Here is a 20,686-nt window from a genome sequence, read left to right on the forward strand (position 1 = left end):
TTGTAGTGTTTGGCCGTGGAGCCGGAACACGCCTCCGTCAATGGACGGAAGAAGCCACAGCGGCCACAGCGGACGCATCGTGAAGTGGCCGACGAGCTGCGCGCCCGGATCCGGTCCGGGGTGCTGCGGCCGGGTCAGCGCATGCCCACGCAGGCGCAGCTGGCCGCCGAGTTCGGCGTCGAGCGGCAGGCCGTGCGGGGCGCGTTGCGCATCCTGCAGTCGGAACATCTGCTGACGAACATCTCGAAAGGGGCGCCCGCGACGGTCGCGGAGCGGGCCGACCGCGCCCCGGTGGGCCCCGCGGCCCCGCCGCAGCCCACCACGGTGGCGCTCGCACCCCGGATAGCCTCCGCCTTCGAGGCGGAGCACGTGAAGATCGACGCCGTCTGCCTCACCGCCGTCTCCCTCACCCTCGCCATCGGCGAGCCGCTGCGGCAGATCTACACGGGGCGACTGAAACCGGCCAAGGTCGACGTCCGCGTCCTGCTGCCCAGCCGGAGCATCGACCTGGCCTTCCCGGTGCCGGTCGGCGGGCGGCAGGGCGACGACGACCCGGTGCACGAGCGCTGGCTGGCCCAGCGCAACGCCCAGGGGCAGGTGCTCCGCCACAACCTGATGGCCCTGCGCGCCACGCACGGGATCGACGTGCGCGTGACCTTCCGTGCGCTGCCCTTCACGCCGCCGGTGAAGCTGTACCTGCTCAACAACACCGAGGCGCTGTTCGCCTACTACACGGTGACCCGCAGCGAGGCGCTGATCGGTCAGGAGAGCCTGCCGACGTACGACGCGCAGGGCGTGCGGTCGATGCTGTTCGCCTTCGAGCAGGGCGACGGCCTGCGCGACACGACCTTCGTGGAGCAGTCCCGCCTGTGGTTCAACGCACTGTGGGAGACGATCAGTTCGGAGCTTGAGCTCACGGACTGACGTCTCCCACAGAGGCCTGGTCGGGCCGGCCACGCTTCCGCGGCGGCCGGGGCGGGCCGGTCACAGGGCGGGGCGGGCCACGAGCAGCGCCAGCAGCACCGCTCCGGCGGAGCTGACACCGGGCCGTTTCGCGTGGATGCCCACGGTGACCAGCAGCAGGCCGAGGAGGCCGGCCGCGCCGTACCTCCACTGGAGAAGCTGCTCGACGGTGACGACGACGACGGCGGAGATCAGGGCGATGACGGGCATGGTGTACCCCCTTCGGGCGGAGACGGTGAAACGGGGCGACGGCGCCGGTGGCCCTGAGGCGGTGACTGTCCGAAGAGCGGAACGCTAACCTCCGCCAACTCCGCCAAGTTGGCAACCAACTCCAGTAGAGTTGTCCCCACTTGGCTCCTACTCATAAACAACTTTCAAACAACTGCCTTTAGATGGATCAAAGTTGTAGCGTTTGGTCGTGGCCCAGGAGAACGTGTCAGTGAACGGCAGCAGCAGGCTCTCGGCCCAGGAGATCGCCGACATCCTGCGGGAACGCATCCGCGGGGGTGCGCTGAAGGCGGGCGACCGGCTGCCCACGCAGGCCGAGCTGGCCGAGGAGTTCGGCGTGGAGCGCGGCACCGTCCGTCAGGCCCTGCGGGCCCTCCAGGACGACGGACTCCTCAGCAACGTCAGCAAGGGAAGCCCGCCCCGGATCGCCGCGCCCGCCCCGGTCCGGGAGGAGCCCCAGCCGACGATGGTGGGGCTGGCGCCCCGGCTGACGGAGGCGTTCTCCGCGCCCCGCGTGCGGATCGACGCCGTGTGCCTCACCGCGGAGAGCTTCATGCTGGCGGTCGGCGAGCCCGTCCGGCACATCCACGAGAGCCGTATCCGCCCCGAGGCGATCGACGTCCGCATCATGCTGCCGTCCCGGCGGATCAACCTCGCCTTCCCCGTGCCGGTCGAGGGCCGCGACGCGGGCGACGAGGATCCGGTGCACGAACGGTGGCTGGCCCAGCGCAACTCCCAGGCCCGCGTGCTCCAGCACAACCTCCAGGCGCTGCGCGCCACGCACGGCATCGACGTGCACGTGTCCTTCCGGGCGCTGCCCTTCACCCCGCCGGTGAAGCTGTACCTGCTCAACGGCGAGGAGGCGCTGATCGGCTACTACATGCTGACCCGCCGCGAGGAGGAGTGGGAGAGCCAGACCCTGGAGATGTACGACGCGCTCGGCTCCGCCTCCCTCCTCTTCTCCTTCGCCAAGCGGGCCGGCCGGCGGGACCAGGCGTTCGTGGAGGAATCCCAGAAGTGGTTCGACGCCCTCTGGGAAACCATCACGACGGACCTGACACTCTCCTAGTGACTTCTGAGACGCAGCAGACTGAAGCGGTGACAACCGAGACCGAGGCGGAACCGAACGACCTGCGGAACCTGATCGAAGGCGCCCGCGTCGTGCTGTGGGACTTCGACGGCCCCGTCTGCCGGCTCTTCGCCGGCCACTCCGCCGAGCGGGTGGCCCGGGACCTGGTGGACTGGCTGGAGGGGCGGGGGCTGCACGGGCTGCTGGACGAGTCCGCGCGCGAGTCCCTCGACCCGCACGTCGTCCTGCGCGCGGTGGACCGCCGGCACCCCGGCAGCGACCTCGTCGCGGAACTCGAGGAACGGCTCACCCAGGAGGAGCTGAGGGCAGCGGCCTCCGCCCGGCCGACGCCGTACGCCGACCCCCTGGTCCGCACCTGGACGGCGGTGGGCGCCCGCCTGGCCATCACGACGAACAACTCGCCGCGGGTGGTGAAGGAGTACCTGACGTCCCGGGGCCTGCTGCCGTGCTTCGCGCCGCACATCTACGGCCGCACCCAGGAACTCCGCCACCTGAAGCCTCATCCGCACTGCATCCAGCGGGCGTTGAACGCGATGGGCGCGGCTCCGGCGACGGCCCTGATGATCGGGGACACCCCGTCCGACTTCCTCGCGGCGCGGGCGGCGGGGGTGCCGTTCCTGGGGTACGCCAGGAACGAGCGGAAGAACAAGGTGTTGCGGGACGCGGGGGCGGAGTGGATCGTGGGGTCGCTGGAGCCGGTGCTGAAGGCGGTGTGGGAGGCCGGTCAGGCCTGAATCATCAGCGCGGTGAGCACCACGGCCGCCCCGACGGCGAGCCCCTCACGGCGGGCGCGTACGCCCACACCGACGAGGAGGAGCAGAACCAGGCCGAGCACGCCCAGCCGCGTCTCGGCCAGCAGGCTCATCAGCAGCTTGCCCAGCGCGGTGATCAACTGAAGGCGGTACATGAGCCGACCATCTCCCCTCCACTTTCCGACACCGTCCGGAATCGCTCAACTCGCGGTCCAATTGGACTGGTTGGCCTGAGAGCTGTCTGCCCGGACCGGTTGATCCCTTAACCAACGGTCCGCCCGTATCAGGGACTTGTGGACGGTTGGTTTGCCGGTGGACCGAAAGCGGTACGTTCCGGTCGTGACCGGGAGGGGTGACGAGTCAAGCGGCGGCGGTGGGCGGGAGGCCCAGCGGATCGCCGACGAGTTGCGCGCGCGGATCGGGCACGTCTATCCCCTGCACTCCTTCCTGCCGGCGCAGCGCGCCCTCGCCGTGGAGCTGGGCGTCTCACGCGACACGGTGCAGCGGGCGCTGCGGGAGCTGGCGAGCGAGGGGTGGATCGAGTCCCGGCGGGGCAGCGGCTCGCGGGTCATGAAGGTCCAGCGCATACAGTCGTCGACGGCCAAGGCGACCCGTGTGCGTGGTCAGGTGACGCTGGCGCCCTTCATCAGCGAGGCCTTCGAGCGCCCTGAGGTCACGCTGGACGTGTACACCCTGACGTCGGAGTCCCTGGACGCCCACATTCGCCTGCAGTCGGAACGCATCCGCGGTGGCTTCATCTCGCCCCAGCGCATCACGCTCCGTATGCTCCTTCCGGATCCGTCACTTCCGCTGCCGTATCCGCGGGTGAAGGAGAGTCCGGACGACGCCCGGATGCGGACGCGGTTGCGGACCATTACGGAGACGCATACGGCCTCCCTGGTCAGCGCGCTGAGGGACCTCCAGACCGAAGGCCTGGTCCCATCGGTCGACGTACGGATTCGGCACGCTCCGCTGACCCCGACCTTCAAGCTCTACCTGCTCAACGAGGCCGAGGCGCTGCACGGCATGTACGAGATCATCGAGCGGCAGCTGGAGCTGGCGGACGGCGAGGTGGTGACCGCGCTGGACGTACTGGGGCTGGGCGCGACCCTCACCCACCATGTGAAGAATCCGGCCGATGCCGGCGCCCCCGGCACCGTGTTCCTGGACGGCATGCAGCAGTGGTTCGACTCCGTGTGGAAGCACCTCGCCCAGTGACTGCGGTGCTGTACGATTCCGGCCACCGATTGAGCAGCAGCTGCTCCCCCGTCCGTACCAGAGAGCACATCAGCGACTGGGACGGGCCTCCGTAACTCGGGCACGTGGGTGACACCCGGCTGCCCGGTGCCTGACGCCATGCGGTTGACTTCCGCGTGCGGAAACGGAGGCCGCATGTCTACCGTCGTTTGTGTCTCCCTCGTACGTCACGGAGCGGCCAGTGGGCGCACCACCTCTTCCCCGACCGGCCCTCGGGGCGCCCACTTCTCCGGACGACCGGCTCCGCGACTTCGTGGAGCGCGCCACGCTGTGCGGTACGGCCGCCAGCGGTCACCACAACCAGAACTACGTGCTGGCACTGAACGAACTCGAGGCGCGGTTACTGGGCCGTGAGCCGTGTACGTCGGTGACGGTGCGCATCCGCCGGGCCGAGGCGCTGCCGGTGGTGATCAGGACCTGGGACAACGAGGACGAGATCCTCGGGGCGGTCAAGGACGTCCTGCCCCACGTGCCGCAGTGCTTGGCCAAGGGCCCGGACTTCGCCGTCCACAGCTATGTGGAAGGCGTGCCGCTGTCCAGCATCTGCGCCAACGGAAAGCCCCTCGACACCTTGCTGGTGCGGGCACTGGCCGGACTGCTGGCCCAGATGACCCGGGTCAGACGCAGCTCGCTGCCGGCCCTGCCGCCCCACTGGCCGAGCAACGACACCGACAGCCAGGCGTTCCTGCGCACTCTGGCCCACCTCGCGGACGAGCAGATCCGCCGGCCCAATTGGACTGCCTTCGGCGGACTGTTCGCGGCGCTGGGCATCCCCGAGGACGCCCTGATCCGGCTGGCCGAGCGCACCCCCGCCATGGCGCGACGGCCGTACAGCCTGCTCCACGCCGACCTGCACCGGGACAATGTGATCGTCTCCTACGGCGGATCGCTACCTCTGATCTGCGTCGACTGGGAGCTGGCGACGTACGGCGATCCCCTCCACGACCTGGCGACCCATCTGGTGCGCATGCAGTACCCGGATCACCAGTGGCCCGAGGTGATCGGCGCGTGGGAAGAGGCCATGCGCCGCGTCCGTCCGGCGGCCGTCAACGGGTTGGCCAGGGACCTGCAGCACTACCTCGACTTCGAGCGAGCGCAGTCCGTGTTCCCGGACGTCATGCGGGCCGCGCAGTCCCTTGAGCGGGCGTATGCGCAGAAGAATCTGGACGAGGCTACGGCGGTGGTGGACCGGGCGCTGCGCGCGGCGGCGCGACCGTTGGGCCTCCGGAGCGTTCCCGGCCCGAAGGAGATCGAGCGCGCCCTGTTCCGCTGGCAGTCGTCGCGAGGAGTGTGCGGCGCCCAGGTCGTCAGGTGGTTGCCGGATCGGCGTCTCGCGCTGCCGGACGACTTCGGTGAGGGCAATGTCCTCGACGCCCTGTCGGTGGAAGGCGCGGCCCCAGCCAGCCGCGTTTTCAAGGGCACGGCACACCTCAATACAGTCGTCCGGGTCCCCGGGGTCTGCTACCCGGTCGTCGTACGGCGCAGGCTGCCTGACGTCACCCGGAGGGAACCGCATTTCCTCAGTGAGCACGCGGTGCTGCGGGGCATCGAGGAGGCGAAGGTCGCCGTGAACGCGCCAAGGGCCCTCGCCCTGGGCGAGACGCACGGGAACGACCACTTCGCGATCCACACCTACATGGGCCCGGAGGACGTCGACCGCCCCCCCAACCATCCTGTGCACGGCCTACTGCCCCACGAGGCGGACGGGCTGGTGGACCAGCTGTGCGCCCTGACCCAGGTGGACTACAAGCGGATCGACCCGTTGGCTGACGAGCCGGGTTTCCACTACTGGCTCAAGGACGAGCTGGTCCGCCTCGTCGGAGGACTGCCCAGGAAAACCCAGCAACTCGCCCGGCAGCTAGGCCTTCCGGATCACGACCGCCTGAAACAGATCCTGTCCCGGCAGAAGGTCAGCCACCGTGAGCATGCTCTCCTCCACGGCGACCTCAACCCCTGGAACCTGGTGCGCCGGGACGGTGGGCTCAGCATCATCGACTGGGAGATGGCCCTGATCGGCGACCCCCTGTACGACCTGGTCCGGCACATGCACCTCACCCCCACCCGCCCGGAGATCCGGGACCGCATGTTCCGCCGCTGGGAGCGCAACCTCCCGCCCGAGTACACGCGCGACTGGCAGAAGGACTGGCAGGTGTACCGACGCCTCGAAGCCGTCCGCTCGGCCTACATCGACCTCGACCGCATCGTCACGGGAGCAAGCCTCGACGCCCCGAACGTCCGCCGCGCGGTCGCCTCGTACGCGGTGACCCTGGGAGTCGCCACGGGCGCCCTCGGTCTGCCGGTCCGGGCCACGGCCAACCCGTACCTCGCCCGCGCCCTGGTCTGACGCCGGCGCGGCCCGGTCGGGTGCGTAGGCTCGCCGCATGAGCGAGATCGGGCTGCGGGAGCGCAAGAAGCGGCGGATGTACCGGACGGTGTCGGACATCGCGATCCGGATGTTCCTGGAGCGTGGTTTCGACGCGGTGTCCGTCACCGAGGTGGCCGCCGCGGCCGAGATCTCCAAGCCGACGCTCTTCCGGTACTTCCCCGCCAAGGAGGACCTCGTCCTGTACCGGATCGCGGACCACGAGGAGGAGCCCGCCCGCGTCGTACGGGAGGGGCCGACCCCCGTCGAGGCACTGAAGCGCCACTTCCTGGCAGGCCTGGAACGCCACGACCCGGTGACGGGGCTCAACGACGACCCCGAAGTGCTCGCCTTCCACACCCTGCTCTACGGCACGCCCTCCCTGGTCGCCCGGCTGTACGGCCAGCTGGAGCGGACCGAGGAGGCGCTGGCCGAGGCGCTCGGGGACGGGCTCGACGCCCGGCTCGCCGCCGGACAGATCATCGCCGTGCGGCGGATCCTCGCGCAGGAGAACTGGCGGCGGATCGCGGCAGGGGAGTCCCTCGACGCCGTGGGCGAGGACGCGGTGGACGCGGCGGAGCGGGCGTTCGCGGTGCTGGCGCGGAGCCTGCCAGCGGGCGTTACCGAGTAAAAAACATTACCGAGTTACGTTTCTTGCTACGCTCGGGGGAATGACGCCCGACGCCCCCGTGCCCCAGCACGCCCTCGACCAGGAACGTGCCCATCACGACCGCTGCCGTGATGCCCTCGCCGGCATGACCGGCGGTGCCGACGAGCAGGTGAGCACCGGTGAGGACGTCTCCGCGTCCGGCGCCGACGCCGAGGTCCTCGGGTACCGGCTGCGCAGCCGGGCCAAGGAACTGCGGGAACTGCCGCCCGGCCCGCTGTTCTTCGGGCGCCTGGACTTCGGCCCGGACGAGCCCGACCACGGGCGCCAGAGCTACCACGTCGGGCGCCTGCGGATCACCGAGCACCCGGCCGCCCCGCCCCTGGTCGTCGACTGGCGGGCGCCGGTGTCCCGCACCTTCTACCAGGCGTCCGCCCGTGACCCGCGGGGCGTGACCGTGCGCCGACGGTTCGGCTGGGCGCCCGGCAGCAGGGGCGACTCCCGTGATCTGACCGGTCTGGAGGACGAGCACCTGGCGCGGGGCGAGGACCGGGTGAGCGGAATCGTCGCCCGGGAGATCGAGCGGCCCCGTGTCGGGCCGATGCGGGACATCGCCGCCACCATCCAGCCCGAGCAGGACGACCTCGTCCGCGGCGACCTGGGCCTCACCGTGTGCGTGCAGGGTGCTCCCGGCACCGGCAAGACCGCCGTCGGCCTGCACCGGGCGGCCTACCTGCTGTACACCCATCCGCAGCGCATGCGGCGCGGCGGCCTGCTCGTCCTCGGGCCGAACCGGACCTTTCTCAGCTACATCGCGGAGGTCCTGCCCTCCCTCGGCGAGACCGGCGTACGGCAGTCGACCCTCACCGAGGAGATCGCCCGGCACCCGGTGACCGGCGAGGACGACGAACCGACCGCCCTCCTCAAGCACGACGCCCGCACGGCGGAGGTACTGCGCCGGGCGCTGTACGCGCGGGTGCGCACCGATCACGGTGACTCCCTCGCCGTCCCCGACGGTTCCTACCGGTGGCGGGTCGACGGGGAGACCTCGGCGCGGATCGTCGCCGAGGTGCTGGACGAGGAACCGCCGTACGCCGTGGGGCGGGAGAGGGTACGGGCACGGATCGTGCGGGCCGTCCAGGACCAGGCCGAACGGCGCAGCGGTCCGCGGGGCGCCGCCTGGGTGCGCCGGATCGAGCGGGCGCGGCCGGTGGCGGCGTACGTGGACGCCGTCTGGCCGGCCGTGCGGCCGGAGCAGGTGGTGGCGGAACTGCTGTCCGGTGGCGACCGGTCGGCGCGGGCGGCCGACGGGGTCCTGGACGCGGACGAGCAGCGCGCCCTGCTGTGGTCGCGTCCGCCGCGGTCGTGGCGTTCGGCACGCTGGTCCGCCGCCGACCTGCTGCTGCTCGACGAGGTGTCCGGGCTGATCGAGCACCCCGAGGGTTACGGGCACGTCGTCGTCGACGAGGCGCAGGACCTGTCCCCGATGGAGTGCAGGGCCATCGCCCGCAGGGCCGCCTTCGGATCGCTCACGGTGCTGGGCGACCTGGCGCAGGGGACGGCACCCTGGGCGTCCCGCTCCTGGGCCGCGACGCTGTTCCACCTCGGCCGCCCGGAGGCTGCCGTCGTACCGTTGACCACCGGCTTCCGGGTGCCTCAGGCGGTCGTGGAGCTGACCAACCGGTTGCTGGGGCGGCTGGACGTCGAGGTGCCGGAGGCGCGGTCCCTGCGCCCGGACGGCGAGTTGCGCAGCCGGGTCGTCGACGACCCCGACGACGTGCAGGCCGCGGTCGTGGCCGCCGTCCGGGACGCCCTGGAGCGGGACGGGTCCGTCGGTGTCGTCGCGGCGGACGGCGATGTCCCCTCGCTGCGGCGCACGTTGGCGGAGGCCGGTGTCGAGGCAGCAGGGCCGGAGTCGCTGGAGGCCCGTGTCGGCGTGGTACCCGCGAGCGTGGTCAAGGGCCTGGAGTACGACCACGTGGTGGCGGTGGAGCCGGCCGCGATCGCCGAGGCGGAGGAGCGCGGACTGCACCGGCTCTACGTGGTGCTCACCCGGGCGGTGTCCCGCCTGGAGGTGGTGCGGTCGCGGCCCCTGCCGTTCTGACGCGGGGCGCGCCGCTCACGCCCCCTCGTCCTCCACCGGCGGCTCCAGCGCCCTCAACCACCGCTCCGTCTGCGCCACATGTGCCTCCGCCACGCCCGCAGCCGCGCCCGGGTCGTGGGCGGCGATGGCCGTCGCGAGGTTGCGGTGGTCGGCGTCGCTCTTGCGGCGGAGGTCGGGGCCCTCGGGGAGGGTGAAGACCTGGTACTTGCGGGAGCGGGCGCGGAAGACCGCGAGGAGGGACGCCAGCGTGGGGTTTCCGGCCGCGCGGGCGATCTCCGCGTGGAAGCGGTGGTCCAGGTCGGACGCCTCCGCCGGGTCCTCCGTGGCCTCCATCGCCTCGATCAGCGAGAACAGCGTCCCGACCGTCTCCGGGGTCGCACGCGCCGCCGCCTGGGCCGCCACGTGCGCCTCCAGGACACGGCGGATCTCGTAGACCTCCAACAGGCCCGGCAAGGGCAGCAGTTGCAGGGTCAGGGAGAGGCTGCCGATCAGGTCCTCGGGGCGGAGCTGTGAGACGTACGTGCCCGAGCCGTGGCGCGGTTCGAGCACGCCCAGCGCCGACAGCATCCGTACCGCCTCGCGCAGCGAGCCGCGCGAGACGCCGAGTTCCTCGCAGAGATCCGCCTCGGGCGGGATCTTCTCCCCGGCGCCCAGCCGCCCCGTGGCGATCATGTGGCGCAGGCCGTGGAACGCCTTGTCGACTGCCGACATCCGTTGCCTCCCCTGACGGGCCGCGTCCGCCGCGGCCCCCGCCCGAGTGAAGCGTAGTCGGACGAGAGATCAGATGTCTTCCGTGAAACATTTCCGAGTCATCTGATTTCAGGTGGCTCACAGGTCTTGTCATGGCCGAAAACGCCATGCCAACATCCCGAGTCATCATACGTCTTGGCCTTCGGGTCTCCCGATGGTCCGACGTCCTCCGATGTCCCTCGCGGATGGGAGTCATGTGAGCGAGACCGACGTCAGCACCGCGCCCCGCCCCCTGCTGCTGGCCGACGGACGGCCCGCGGCGGACGCGTGGTCGCTGGACCCCGCCCTGCGCCACCTCAACCACGGCTCCTTCGGCGCCGTCCCGCTGGCCGCCCAGGAGCGGCAGAACGCGCTGCGGGAGGAGATGGAGCGGGCGCCGGTCGTGTGGTTCCCCGAACTGCCGGGCCGGATCGCGAAGGCCAGGACCGGACTCGCCGCGTTCCTCGGCGTGGACGCGGGCGACCTCGCCCTGGTGCCCAACGCCAGCGCCGGCGTCAGCGTCGTCTACGCCAACCTCGAGAAGAGGGCGGGCGGCGAGATCGTCGTCACCGACCACGGCTACGGCGCCGTCACCATGGGCGCCGAACGCCTCGCCCGCCGCTGGGGCGGCCGGGTCCGCACCGCCCGCGTGCCGCTGGACGCGGACGAGGAGCAGGCGTACGAGGCGGTCATGGCGGAGGTCGGCGACGCCACCGATCTGGTGGTCGTCGACCAGATCACCTCCGCGACCGCCCGCAGGTTCCCCGTGGAGCGGATCGGTGCCGAGGCCGCCCGCCGCGGAGTGCCGTTCCTCGTCGACGCCGCCCACGCGCCCGCCCTGCTCGCCGCGCCTCTCGACGGCCTGACCTGCGACTTCTGGGCGGGCAACCTCCACAAGTGGGCCTGCGCCCCGCGCGGCACCGCCGCTCTCGTCGCCCGCGGCCCGCTCCGTGACGGCCTCCACCCCCTGATCGACTCCTGGGGCGCGCCCGACCCCTACCCGGACCGGTTCGACCAGCAGGGCACGCTCGACGCCACCAACTACCTCGCCGCGCAGACCGCTCTGGACTTCGTCGACGACACCTGGGGCTGGGACGCGGCCCGCCGCTACATGGACGAGCTCGCCGGGTACGGCGAGCGGGTCGTGGCCTCGGCCGTCACCGCGCTGACCGGCGAGGACGCCCGCGTGGACGTGGGGATGCCGGTGCCCGGCATGCGGCTGGTGCGGCTGCCGGACGGCCTGGCCGACCGCCGGGAGGCCGCGGACGCCCTACGCGACCGGGCCGCTGCGGAGCTGGGCGTCGAGGCCGCGTTCACCGCCTTCGGCGGGATCGGCTACGTACGGCTGTCCGCGCATCTCTACAACACCCCCGAGGACTACGAGTACTTCGCCGAGCGGTGCGTGCCCGTGCTCGGCGAGTGGGCCCGCGCCGCCCGCCCCTGATCCCCCCATCCTCCGCACCCCCCATCCTCTGCACCTCCCCCCGCCCCGTCGCCCCGTTCACCCAAGGAAGAGGTCAGCACGATGAGAAGAAGGACGGCAGCTCTCGCGCTCGGCACCGCCGCCGCGATGGTCCTGACCGGCTGCTCCACCATGAGCCCCGGTGAGAGCGGAACGGTCACCCTCAACATGGTGGAGAGCCTGACCAACCCCGCCCGCACCGACCTGCTCGAGGAACTGATAGCCGACTTCGAGAAGCAGAACCCGAAGATCAAGGTCAAGCTGGTCTCGCCGCCCACCGAGCAGGCCGACCAGAAGCTCCAGCAGATGCTCCAGTCGGGCAGCGGCGTCGACGTCCTCGAGGTCCGCGACATCACCGTCGGACCCTGGTCGAACAACGGCTGGCTGTACGACATGAAGAAGGACCTGACCGGCTGGAAGGGCTGGGACGCGCTCACCGACAACGCTGTCGCCGCCTCCGAGGACGACAAGGGCCGCACCTACTTCGTGCCGTACGGCTTCTACGGGCTGAGCCTCTTCCACCGCACCGACCTCATCAAGGACGCCGGCTTCGACAAGCCGCCGGCCACCTGGGAGGAACTGCTGGAGCAGGCGTCGAAGATCCACGACCCGTCGTCGCGCCGGTACGGCTACGCCTTCCGCGGCGGCCCCAACGCGCACAGCAACGCCACGGCCGCCATCGAGGCCTACGTCGCCGACCGGATCGACCCGGCCAACGGCTACCTGCTGAAGGACGGGAAGACCATCTTCTCGGCGCCCGAGGCGCTGGACGCGATGGAGATGTACCTGAAGCTGTTCAAGCAGGCGTCGCCGAAGTCGTCCGTGGCCTGGGGTTACCCGGAGATGGTGGAGGGCTTCTCCAACGGCTCGACCGCGTTCCTGCTCCAGGACCCCGAGGTCATCGCCACCGTCTCCGAGTCGAAGTCGATCGACGCGGACCAGTGGAGCACCGCGCCGCTGGTGGCCGGGCCGAGCGGCAAGACCGTGCAGCCGCTGGCGACCGCCGGGTGGGGTGTCGCGGAGGGGAGCAAGCACAAGGCCGAGGCCGTGAAGTTGGTGGAGTTCCTCTCCGAGGGCGAGGCGTCGACGCGGTTCTCCAAGGGGAACAGCCTGGTGCCGATCCTGAAGGCGGCTTCCGAGGACGAGTTCTACCGCACCGGACCGTGGGCCAGCTACGTCACCATGACCGAGAACCCGGACACGTTCCTGGTCGTCACCCAGCCGCGCGGGGTCGCGTGGTGGACGGAGTGGCAGCAGCGCGCCGACACGGACGTGCAGAAGATGGTCCTCGGCAAGCTCACGCCGAAGGAGCTGCTGGCCGGCTGGGACGCCTACTGGACCGAGAAGTGGAAGAAGTGACCATGTCCGGTACGTCCACGCCCCCGTCCGGCGTGACCACGGCGCCCTCCGTACGCAAGGAGGGCGCCCCGCCCCGCGGCGGGGGCACCGGGGGCCGCCGGCGGCGGGAGTTCACCACCCGGCGGGGTCTGGTCATCGCCGCGTTCATGGCGCCGGCCGCGGTCTTCGTGGCGCTGTTCACGTACTACCCGATGATCGCCGGCAGTCAGATGGCGTTCCGGAACTGGAACCTGACCGACCTCACGGACACCTCGTGGGTGGGGCTCAAGAACTTCCGGGAGGTCTTCACCGACCCCGCGTGGGGCACGGTGCTGGGCAACACCGCGCTGTGGGTGGTCGGTTCGATCGTGCCGCAGCTGGTGATCGGGTTCGCGCTGGCGCTGTGGCTGCGCCGCAGGTTCCGCCTCCGCGGGCTCTACCAGGCGCTGATCTTCTTCCCGTGGGCGATCTCCGGGTTCCTGATCGGCATCCTGTTCCGCTGGATGTTCAACAGCGAGTTCGGCGTCGTCAACGACCTGCTGCAGAAGGCCGGTCTGATCGACGAACCGGTCGCCTGGCTCGCCGACCCCGACACCGCGATGACCGCCGTGCTGATCGCCAACGTCTGGTACGGGGTCACCTTCTTCGCGATCATGATTTTGGCCGCGCTCCAGTCCATCCCGGACGAGCTGTACGAGGCGGCGGCGCTGGACGGCGCGGGCAAGGCGCGGACGCTGTTCCGCATCACCATCCCGTACATCCGCGTGACGCTCGTGCTCACGGTGCTGCTGCGGGTCATCTGGATCTTCAACTTCCCGGACCTGATCTTCGGCATGACCGGAGGCGGGCCGAACGACGAGACGCACATCGTGACCACCTGGATGATCAAGATCACGCAGCAGGGCGACTACGGCAAGGCCTCCGCGCTCGGCCTGCTGGTGGTGGCGGTGCTGCTGGTGTTCGCGATGTTCTTCCTGACGGCGACCCGGGAGCGGGGCGGCGGCCGCCGGGGCGCCGGCAAGGGCGGAAAGCGAGGGGTGCGGGCATGATCGGCAAGGAAACCACGGCCGGCCGGGCCGCGAAGTTCACCTTCCTGGGGCTCTGGCTCGTCTTCGCCCTCTTCCCGCTGTACTGGATCACCGTCACGTCCCTCAAGGACCCCGGTGACATCTTCTCCTTCCCGATCGCCTACTGGCCCGAGCGGTTCTCCCTGGAGAACTACCAAGGCCTGTTCGGCAAGGCGGACTTCGGCACGTACCTGGTGAACAGCCTGGTCGTGTCGACCGTCGCGGGCGCGGTGGCCACCGCCATCTCGACGCTCTCGGCGTACGTCCTCGCCCGGTTCGAGTTCCGCAGCAAGTCCGCGCTGCTGATGGCGTTCCTGGTCACGCAGATGATCCCGTCGTTCATCGCGCTGGGCCCGCTGTACCTGCTGATGACCGACCTCCAGCTGGTCGACAACCGGCTCGGGCTGATGCTGGTCTACATCGCCGTGTGCATCCCCTTCTGCACGGTGATGCTGCGCGGCTTCTTCGAGAACGTCCCGGACGCGCTGGAGGAGGCCGCGATGATCGACGGCCTCTCCCGGCTCGGGGCGCTGCTGCGGGTGCTGCTGCCGGTGATGCGGCCGGGGATCGTCGCCGCGTTCATCTTCAACTTCGTCAACTGCTGGAACGAGCTGTTCCTTTCGGTGACGCTGATGAACAGCGACGAGAACAAGACGGTGCCGACCGCGCTCAACGGCTTCATCTCCAGCTTCAACATCGACTGGGGTTCGATGTCCGCGGCGGCGGTGCTGACGATCCTGCCGACGATGGTGCTGTTCGCCTTCGCCAGCCGGCACATCGTGCAGGGGCTGACGGCGGGAGCGGTGAAGGGCTGATCAGGGCGTGGCGCGGGTGCCGGGACCGTCGGGGGTGTCCTCTCCGGCGGCTTCCCGCGCCGCCCGCTCCAGCCGGTCGCGGTAGGCCGCCCACCAGGCGGGATCGGCCGCGGGCAGGCTGGTCGCGCCCGGCCGCTCGCCCGTCGCGCCGTCCAGCCGTTCACGCAGGATGTCGGCGTGGCCCGCGTGCCGGCTGGTGTCGGCGATGACGCGGACCACGGCGTGGTGCAGGGTCAGCCGCGCGCGGTCCTCGGGCCACCACGGCACCGTGCCGGTCGCGTCGAGCGGCAGCGCCTCGACCGTCGCGTCCGCGTGGGCCCAGGCCCGCCGGTACAGCGCCACGATGTCGTCGCGCGTCTCGTCGGGCGCGGCCCACATGTCCGCGTTGAGCTCGGCGCCCTCGGCCAGCCACGGCAGCGGCTCGCCGGACGGACGTCCGAACGTGTCGCCGAGGTAGCCGAGTTCGATCCCGGCGGCATGCTTCACCAGCCCGAGCAGATTGGTCCCGGTCGGCGTCAGCGGCCGCCGGACGTCGTACTCGGACAGCCCTTCCAGCTTCCAGACCAGCGCGTCGCGCGCCTCCTGGAGGTAGCGGTGCAGGTCGGCCTTGGCGGTGTCGGTGAGTGGCATGGGGCTCAGTCTGTCGGGCGGGAGCGCCCGGTCGCCCGAACAGGCGCTCAGTCCTCCGCCGCGTCCCTGAGAATCGCCTCCAGGCGGCCGCGGCACTCCGCCGCGAACGCCGGGAACGTGTCCCAGTAGTACGGGATGCCGGCGACGGCGACCGCGATGGCCCAGGCGCGGGCGCGCAGCCAGGTCGGGGTGTCGAGGGACAGGGCGTCCCGGTAGGCGCGGCGGGCCTCGGGCGGGAGGTCCCAGACGGGGGCGTGCTCGGCGTCGGGGAAGCCGATCGAGAGCGCGCCGAAGTCGATCACGGCGTGGAGCGTGCCGTCGCGGGCCAGGAGGTTGGCCGGTCGGAGGTCGCCGTGCAGCCAGACGTGCGGTCCGGTGGGACCGGGCAGCGCGAGCGCCTCCCGCCACAGCCGTTCCAGTGTGTCGATGTCGAGGTCCAGCCCCTCGACGGCCCGGCACGCGTCGAAGCCGGGACCGACCCACTCGTCGCACGCCGCCAGGGTGCCTCCGCGGTACCAGGACAGCCCGTCCTCCCGCGTCGCCCCCATCAGGCCGATGCCGTGCAACTCCCGTACGAACTCCGCCAGGTCGGCGCCGAAGGCGGCCCAGTCGCGGACCGTGTCCGGGCCGACGTCCTCGCCGTCGATCCAGCGGTGGACGGCCCACGGGACCGGGTACGCGTCGGTGGGCGTCCCGGCGTGCACGGGCTCCGGCACCCGGCGGGGGAGGAGGGGCGCGAGACGGGGCAGCCACCGCTGCTCCTTGCGCAGGGACGGCCCGCCGTCCGGCTTGCGCGGCAGGCGGACCAGCAGGTCGTCGCCCAGCCGGTACATGGTGTTGTCCGTGCCCGCGCCCGCGGGCCGCAGCGGCAGGTCGGCCCACTGCGGGCACTGGGCCCGCAGCAGCGACCGTACGAGGCCCTCGTCGACGGTGATCTCGTTCTCGTGCAGCGACGTCACCCGGGAAGTGTGGTCCCGGCGCGGCGTCGGAGGCCACCGGGTTTCCGCCTGCCTCACGTGGGGCCGTCGTACGTGAAGCGGTAGCCGGCGCAGTCGGTGAGGCGGACGTAACCGAGACGCTGGTAGAGGGCGTTGCTGGTCGGGTTGGCCGGGTCCGCGAACAGGACGACGTCCGTGGCGCCCGCCTCCAGCGCGGCCCGGCTCACCGCGGCCGTGACCGCGCCCGCGTAGCCGTGGCCGCGGAAGCCGGACGGGGTGTGGACGGGGTCGACGCGCACCATGCCGCCGGTCACCGAGGTGACGGCCGCCATGGAGACGGGGGTGCCGTCCGGGGTCCGCCAGAAGGTGAAGTGCCGGTCGCCGAACCGCGACCGGTCCCAGGAGCCCGCGTCGATCAGGTCGATGGACGGCTGCTCGCCGACCTCGACGCAGAACTCCCTGCACCGGCGCACCACGAGCTCGCGGTCCTCCGCCCCCGCGAGCTGGGCGCGGCCCTCCGGGTGCGGCCGGGGCGGGGTGAGGGTGCCGAGGCGGTAGAGGTGCGTGTGCCAGAACAGCTTCGGCGTCGCGCCGGTGTGCCCCTGCCAGGCCGAGGCGAAGACGTCGGCGGTGTCCTGGTCGGCGACGACCTGGGTGGGCGTGTGGCCGAGCGCGGACAGGCGGGTCGCGAGCGCGTCGGCGTCGTCGGCGGTCAGCGGGGTGAGGCCGAGACGGCCGCGCGGGGTGAGGTAGCAGACCGCGCGGACCTCGCCCTCCGACTCCAGCCGGCCGAGGAGGCGGTCGCCCGTGCCGTCGAGGCGCAGTTTCTCGACGTCCGTGAGCGGGGTGGTGTGCAGGGCGGGCCGCGAGCGCAGGAAGGCGCCGGCCCGGGCGAGGAAGTCCTCGACGTCGGTGGTGAGATGCCAGTGGTCCGGGAGCATGCCTCATCGTGCCGGACGCGGGACCGGGCGAGCGGGGGTTCGCACCGATCCCGCCGACGGGTGGCCGGAAGGTCCTACGCCTGCGCCACCACGTCCGCGACCACGCAGCTCACGTTGTCCGGGCCGCCCGACGCGTTGGCCAGGCCGACGAGTTCGCGGACCGCCGCCTCGGGCTCGGGCGTGCCGGTGAGCACCCGGAGGACGTCCTCGGCGGGCACGACCGTGGACAGGCCGTCCGAGCACAGGAGGTAGCGGTCGCCGGCGCGGGCGTCGTGCAGCCGCAGGTCGGGTGTGGAGTCGGCGCCCCGGCCCAGGGCGCGCAGCAGCAGGGACCGCTGTGGGTGCGAGGCGGCCTCCTCGGGGGTGAGACGCCCCTCGTCGATCAGCGACTGCACCACCGTGTGGTCGTGGGTGATCTGGAACAGCTCCCCGTCGCGCAGGAGATGGACGTGGGAGTCGCCGATGTGGACGAGGGCGAGCTGCGAGCCGGTCCACAGCATCGCGGTGAGCGTGGTGCCGGCGTCGGCGTCCGCGTCCGCGCCGTCGTCGCCGGGGGAGGCGACGCCGTGCACGGCCTGTTCGGCGCGGCCGAGGGCGTCCTCGAGCGCGTTGAGCAGATCGCCCGCCGGGACGGTCTCCGACTCCAGACTTCGCAGCGCGTCGACGGCGGCCGCACTGGCCGGGGCGCCCCCGGCGCCGTAGCCGTCGGCGACGGCGAGGAGGCGGGAGCCCGCGTAGGCGGTGTCCTGGTTGCTCGCGCGGACCCGGCCGGTGTCGGAGAGGGCGGCTAGCGCAGGGCGAGAGTCGCGGTGGTGCGGGACATGGTGGGGTCCTTCCCGTTCAGGTGGTCGACGAGGAAGGCCGCCAGGTCCCGCCGCGCGGCCGTGTCGGCCTCGACCCGCGCCCAGTACGCGCGGATCTCGCAGGCCGCCTCGCCCGGCTCCAGGGCGCACACCCGCCGGATGCGGGCGAGCGGCATGCCCAGCCGCCGGAGCCAGGCGACCAGCCGGGCCTGCTCCAGCTGCTCGGGCGCGTAACGGCGGTAGCCGGTGTCCGGGTCGACGCGGGCGGGAGTCAGCAGACCGAGCTCGTCGTACAGCCGCAGCGCCTTCGGCGACAGCCGGGACGCCTTCGCGAACGCCCCGATGGTCAGCAGCTCCATGCGTGTCCCTCCTCGTACCGGGCCCGTCGCCCGGTACCGACGATGCTGGGCGCTCCCCTTGGGTGAAGGTCAACAGCGGGCGTTCCCCGCACCTTTCAGCGAGAGGGTGACCGGTCCGGGCCGCGTGTCGGCGGTGATCACATCTGCGCTGAGCCGCCGACCGGCCGCGACCACCTCGGAAGGATGTCCGCTCCGTCGAACCCGGTGACCTTCACCCTGCGTACGATCCCCGGCCGGAGCGTGTCGATCAGGGCCCGCAGGCGGGGGTCGGTGGGAGGCTCGGGTCTGGAGGCGAGCGTAAGCGGCGCGGGCGGCGCGGAGACGTAGCGCACTCTTGCAAGCAGGTTGCTTGCAATTGTTAGCGGGGTGCGTCATGGTGGGGGCATGGCATCCCTGAACGTCGGCGGACTCGGTGAGTATCTGCGCGAGCAGCGGCGCAACGCGCAGTTGTCGCTGCGGCAGCTCGCCGATGCCGCCGGGGTGTCCAATCCGTACCTGAGCCAGATCGAGCGCGGGCTGCGCAAGCCCAGCGCGGAGGTGCTCCAGCAGGTCGCCAAGGCGCTGCGCATCTCCGCCGAGACGTTGTACGTCCGCGCCGGGATCCTCGACGCCGAGCGCGACCGGGACGAGGTCGAGACGCGCGCCGTGATCCTCGCCGACCCCACGCTGAACGAGCGCCAGAAGCAGGTGCTCCTCCAGATCTACGAGTCCTTCCGCAAGGAGAACGGATTCGGGGGCACCGAGGACGGTGAGGTGGAAGCCGTCGGGCCCGAGCCGGGCACGGAGGCTTCCGCCGGCACGGTCGGCAGACCCGCCGAGCGCCCCGGCCACGAGGCCGGCGGCGACGACAACGGTCCGCGGCGGACGGCCGGCTGAGCCGGCCAGGGCGCCGGACGCCCGCCACGGACCACACAGACCCTCAGCCGAACACGACATCCGGGAGGACCATCACCATGGCCATCACCGACGACCTGCGCAAGACCTTCAGCGACCCCAAGCCGCTCTACTTCGCCGCCGGCACCGCCGACCTGGCGCTGCAGCAGGCCAGGAAGGTGCCGGCCCTGGTGGAGCAGCTGCGCACCGAGGCCCCGGCCCGTATCGACGCCGTGCGCAACACCGACCCCAAGGCCGTCCAGGAGCGGGTGACCGTCCGGGTCCGGGAGACGCAGGAGAACCTGCAGGCCAAGGCCAACGAGCTGTTCGGGACGATCGACACCGACCTGAAGAAGCTCGGCGAGACCGCCCAGGACCTGGCGCTGCGCAGCGTGGGCGTCGCCGCCGAGTACGCGGTCAAGGCCCGCGAGACCTACGAGAAGCTCGCCGAGCACGGTGAGCAGGCCGTGAAGACCTGGCGCGGCGACGCCGCCGACGGCATCGAGGACATCGCGGTGGCCGTCGAGCCGCCGGCCCGGCCGAAGCCCGCGGCCGCCCCGGCCGAGGCCAGGACGGCCGAGAAGCCTGTCGTGGCCACGCCGGCCGAGGCGAAGGTGACGGAGGCCAAGCCGGCGGACGCCAAGCCGGCCGAGGCCGCCGCGAAGAAGCCCGCCGCACCGAAGAAGGCCCCGGCGGCCCGCAAGGCCACGGCGAAGAAGACGACGCCGCCCGCCAAGTGAGCGGCGTCGCAGCCCGCTGAAGCGGGACGGAACGGCACGGGCCGGGCACTTACGCGGTGCCCGGCCCGTTCATCGGGTAGCCGACCGGCGGATGCGGGTACGGTGACGGCGGTAGGACGACGTGGCGCCCGTCGGCGGCGCGGCAAGGACGACGGCGCGGTGGACGAGCCGATTACGGGTGGTGGACGTAGTGCTGATGCAGGGCTTCGCTAACTTCTTGTGGCTGCTGAGCATGGCTCTGATCGTGTTCAGCGGCTTCGCGCTGATCGACGCCGCCACGCGCCGTGAGGACGCCTACCGCGCCGCGGACAAGAAGACCAAGCCGTTCTGGCTGATCGTCCTGGGGCTCGCCTTCGTGGTGAACCTGATCTTCAACATCCTGTCGTTCTTGCCGATCATCGGCCTGATCGCGACGATCGTGTACATGGTCGACGTCCGTCCGGCCCTGAGGTCGCTCCCCGGCGGCGGCCGGGCCCGCAGGGGCTCCAGCAGCGACGGCCCCTACGGGCCGTACAACGGCGGTCGGTGACTCAGGCGCGCCGCGTCCTGAGGGCCCTGCGGTGACCGCGCCCTGAAGGGGCGCGGGGAACTGCGCGAACGGCCACGGACGGCCCGCAGCCGCCCCGGA

General features: G+C 71.6%; 20 protein-coding genes and 1 pseudogene. 14 read left to right on the forward strand and 7 right to left on the reverse strand.

Annotation, left to right across the window (positions count from 1 at the left end):
• Positions 1–9: 9 nt before the first annotated feature.
• Positions 10–924, forward strand: a complete 915-nt coding sequence (locus ACQZOG_RS01720) for a FadR/GntR family transcriptional regulator (protein WP_084207089.1) — start codon at positions 10–12, stop codon at positions 922–924.
• Positions 925–984: 60 nt separating this feature from the next.
• On the opposite strand, the gene ACQZOG_RS01725 is transcribed toward ACQZOG_RS01720, so the two are convergent.
• A complete protein-coding gene (locus tag ACQZOG_RS01725) occupies positions 985–1,173 on the reverse strand; it encodes a hypothetical protein (RefSeq protein ID WP_033277845.1) in 189 nt (62 codons plus the stop codon).
• Between the two features lie 202 nt (positions 1,174–1,375).
• Here ACQZOG_RS01725 and ACQZOG_RS01730 point away from each other — a divergent pair, with 202 nt between their 5' ends.
• Entirely contained in the window at positions 1,376–2,260 is an 885-nt protein-coding gene (locus ACQZOG_RS01730) for a GntR family transcriptional regulator (RefSeq protein ID WP_078492879.1), read from the forward strand.
• 29 nt (positions 2,261–2,289) lie between these two features.
• Entirely contained in the window at positions 2,290–3,015 is a 726-nt protein-coding gene (locus ACQZOG_RS01735; RefSeq protein WP_107685381.1) for an HAD family hydrolase, read from the forward strand.
• Here the strand turns inward: ACQZOG_RS01735 and ACQZOG_RS01740 are convergent.
• A complete protein-coding gene (locus tag ACQZOG_RS01740; RefSeq protein WP_058916540.1) occupies positions 3,006–3,188 on the reverse strand; it encodes a hypothetical protein in 183 nt (60 codons plus the stop codon). The two genes, ACQZOG_RS01735 and ACQZOG_RS01740, sit on opposite strands and share 10 nt — an antisense overlap.
• A gap of 184 nt (positions 3,189–3,372) precedes the next feature.
• Here ACQZOG_RS01740 and ACQZOG_RS01745 point away from each other — a divergent pair, with 184 nt between their 5' ends.
• The 4 genes from ACQZOG_RS01745 to ACQZOG_RS01760 all read left to right on the forward strand — a co-directional run bounded on the left by ACQZOG_RS01745 (position 3,373) and on the right by ACQZOG_RS01760 (position 9,363).
• Complete coding sequence (locus ACQZOG_RS01745; protein ID WP_203550571.1) at positions 3,373–4,251, forward strand: winged helix-turn-helix domain-containing protein; 879 nt, start codon at positions 3,373–3,375, stop codon at positions 4,249–4,251.
• Between the two features lie 220 nt (positions 4,252–4,471).
• Entirely contained in the window at positions 4,472–6,634 is a 2,163-nt protein-coding gene (locus tag ACQZOG_RS01750; protein WP_430741215.1) for an aminoglycoside phosphotransferase family protein, read from the forward strand.
• Between the two features lie 37 nt (positions 6,635–6,671).
• The gene (locus ACQZOG_RS01755; RefSeq protein WP_037640372.1) at positions 6,672–7,283 is read left to right on the forward strand and encodes a TetR family transcriptional regulator; all 612 of its coding nucleotides are present in this window, start codon (positions 6,672–6,674) and stop codon (positions 7,281–7,283) included.
• Positions 7,284–7,323: 40 nt separating this feature from the next.
• Positions 7,324–9,363 carry a HelD family protein gene (locus ACQZOG_RS01760; protein ID WP_430741216.1) on the forward strand — a complete coding sequence of 680 codons (2,040 nt, stop codon included), beginning with the start codon at positions 7,324–7,326 and terminating at the stop codon, positions 9,361–9,363.
• A gap of 15 nt (positions 9,364–9,378) precedes the next feature.
• Here the strand turns inward: ACQZOG_RS01760 and ACQZOG_RS01765 are convergent, their stop codons facing one another.
• A complete protein-coding gene (locus ACQZOG_RS01765) occupies positions 9,379–10,074 on the reverse strand; it encodes a FadR/GntR family transcriptional regulator (protein WP_037640370.1) in 696 nt (231 codons plus the stop codon).
• Positions 10,075–10,309: 235 nt separating this feature from the next.
• On the opposite strand from ACQZOG_RS01765, the gene ACQZOG_RS01770 reads away from it, so the two are divergent.
• From ACQZOG_RS01770 to ACQZOG_RS01785, 4 genes are all read left to right on the forward strand, one after another.
• Positions 10,310–11,536 carry an aminotransferase class V-fold PLP-dependent enzyme gene (locus ACQZOG_RS01770; RefSeq protein WP_033277850.1) on the forward strand — a complete coding sequence of 409 codons (1,227 nt, stop codon included), beginning with the start codon at positions 10,310–10,312 and terminating at the stop codon, positions 11,534–11,536.
• Positions 11,537–11,617: 81 nt separating this feature from the next.
• A complete protein-coding gene (locus tag ACQZOG_RS01775; RefSeq protein WP_359521022.1) occupies positions 11,618–12,913 on the forward strand; it encodes an ABC transporter substrate-binding protein in 1,296 nt (431 codons plus the stop codon).
• Positions 12,914–12,915: 2 nt separating this feature from the next.
• The gene (locus ACQZOG_RS01780; RefSeq protein ID WP_409350516.1) at positions 12,916–13,941 is read left to right on the forward strand and encodes a carbohydrate ABC transporter permease; all 1,026 of its coding nucleotides are present in this window, start codon (positions 12,916–12,918) and stop codon (positions 13,939–13,941) included.
• On the forward strand, positions 13,938–14,774 hold the full coding sequence (locus ACQZOG_RS01785; protein WP_037640364.1) for a carbohydrate ABC transporter permease: 837 nt from the start codon (positions 13,938–13,940) through the stop codon (positions 14,772–14,774). Before ACQZOG_RS01780 ends, ACQZOG_RS01785 begins: the two co-directional genes overlap by 4 nt.
• Here the strand turns inward: ACQZOG_RS01785 and ACQZOG_RS01790 are convergent, their stop codons facing one another.
• The 4 genes and pseudogenes from ACQZOG_RS01790 to ACQZOG_RS01805 form a co-directional block, all read right to left on the reverse strand.
• Entirely contained in the window at positions 14,775–15,404 is a 630-nt protein-coding gene (locus ACQZOG_RS01790; protein WP_193467604.1) for a DinB family protein, read from the reverse strand.
• A gap of 47 nt (positions 15,405–15,451) precedes the next feature.
• Positions 15,452–16,363, reverse strand: coding sequence for an aminoglycoside phosphotransferase family protein (locus ACQZOG_RS01795; RefSeq protein WP_037640361.1), 912 nt, complete (start codon positions 16,361–16,363; stop codon positions 15,452–15,454).
• Positions 16,364–16,416: 53 nt separating this feature from the next.
• Positions 16,417–17,283 (reverse strand): GNAT family N-acetyltransferase, encoded by an 867-nt coding sequence (locus ACQZOG_RS01800; RefSeq protein ID WP_193454925.1) that lies wholly within the window; start codon positions 17,281–17,283, stop codon positions 16,417–16,419.
• A 74-nt stretch (positions 17,284–17,357) separates the two neighbouring features.
• Positions 17,358–18,445 (reverse strand): annotated as a pseudogene (locus tag ACQZOG_RS01805) (MerR family transcriptional regulator).
• A gap of 384 nt (positions 18,446–18,829) precedes the next feature.
• On the opposite strand from ACQZOG_RS01805, the gene ACQZOG_RS01810 reads away from it, so the two are divergent.
• The 3 genes from ACQZOG_RS01810 (at position 18,830) to ACQZOG_RS01820 (ending at position 20,587) form a co-directional block, all read left to right on the forward strand.
• Positions 18,830–19,321, forward strand: coding sequence for a helix-turn-helix domain-containing protein (locus ACQZOG_RS01810; RefSeq protein WP_033276067.1), 492 nt, complete (start codon positions 18,830–18,832; stop codon positions 19,319–19,321).
• A gap of 77 nt (positions 19,322–19,398) precedes the next feature.
• Positions 19,399–20,058 (forward strand): hypothetical protein, encoded by a 660-nt coding sequence (locus tag ACQZOG_RS01815; RefSeq protein WP_261675233.1) that lies wholly within the window; start codon positions 19,399–19,401, stop codon positions 20,056–20,058.
• Between the two features lie 196 nt (positions 20,059–20,254).
• A complete protein-coding gene (locus tag ACQZOG_RS01820; RefSeq protein WP_078493156.1) occupies positions 20,255–20,587 on the forward strand; it encodes a DUF2516 family protein in 333 nt (110 codons plus the stop codon).
• The last annotated feature ends 99 nt before the right edge of the window (positions 20,588–20,686 follow it).

The organism is Streptomyces sp. P13-3-3, assembly GCF_050571355.1.
GTDB lineage: Bacteria > Actinomycetota > Actinomycetes > Streptomycetales > Streptomycetaceae > Streptomyces > Streptomyces althioticus.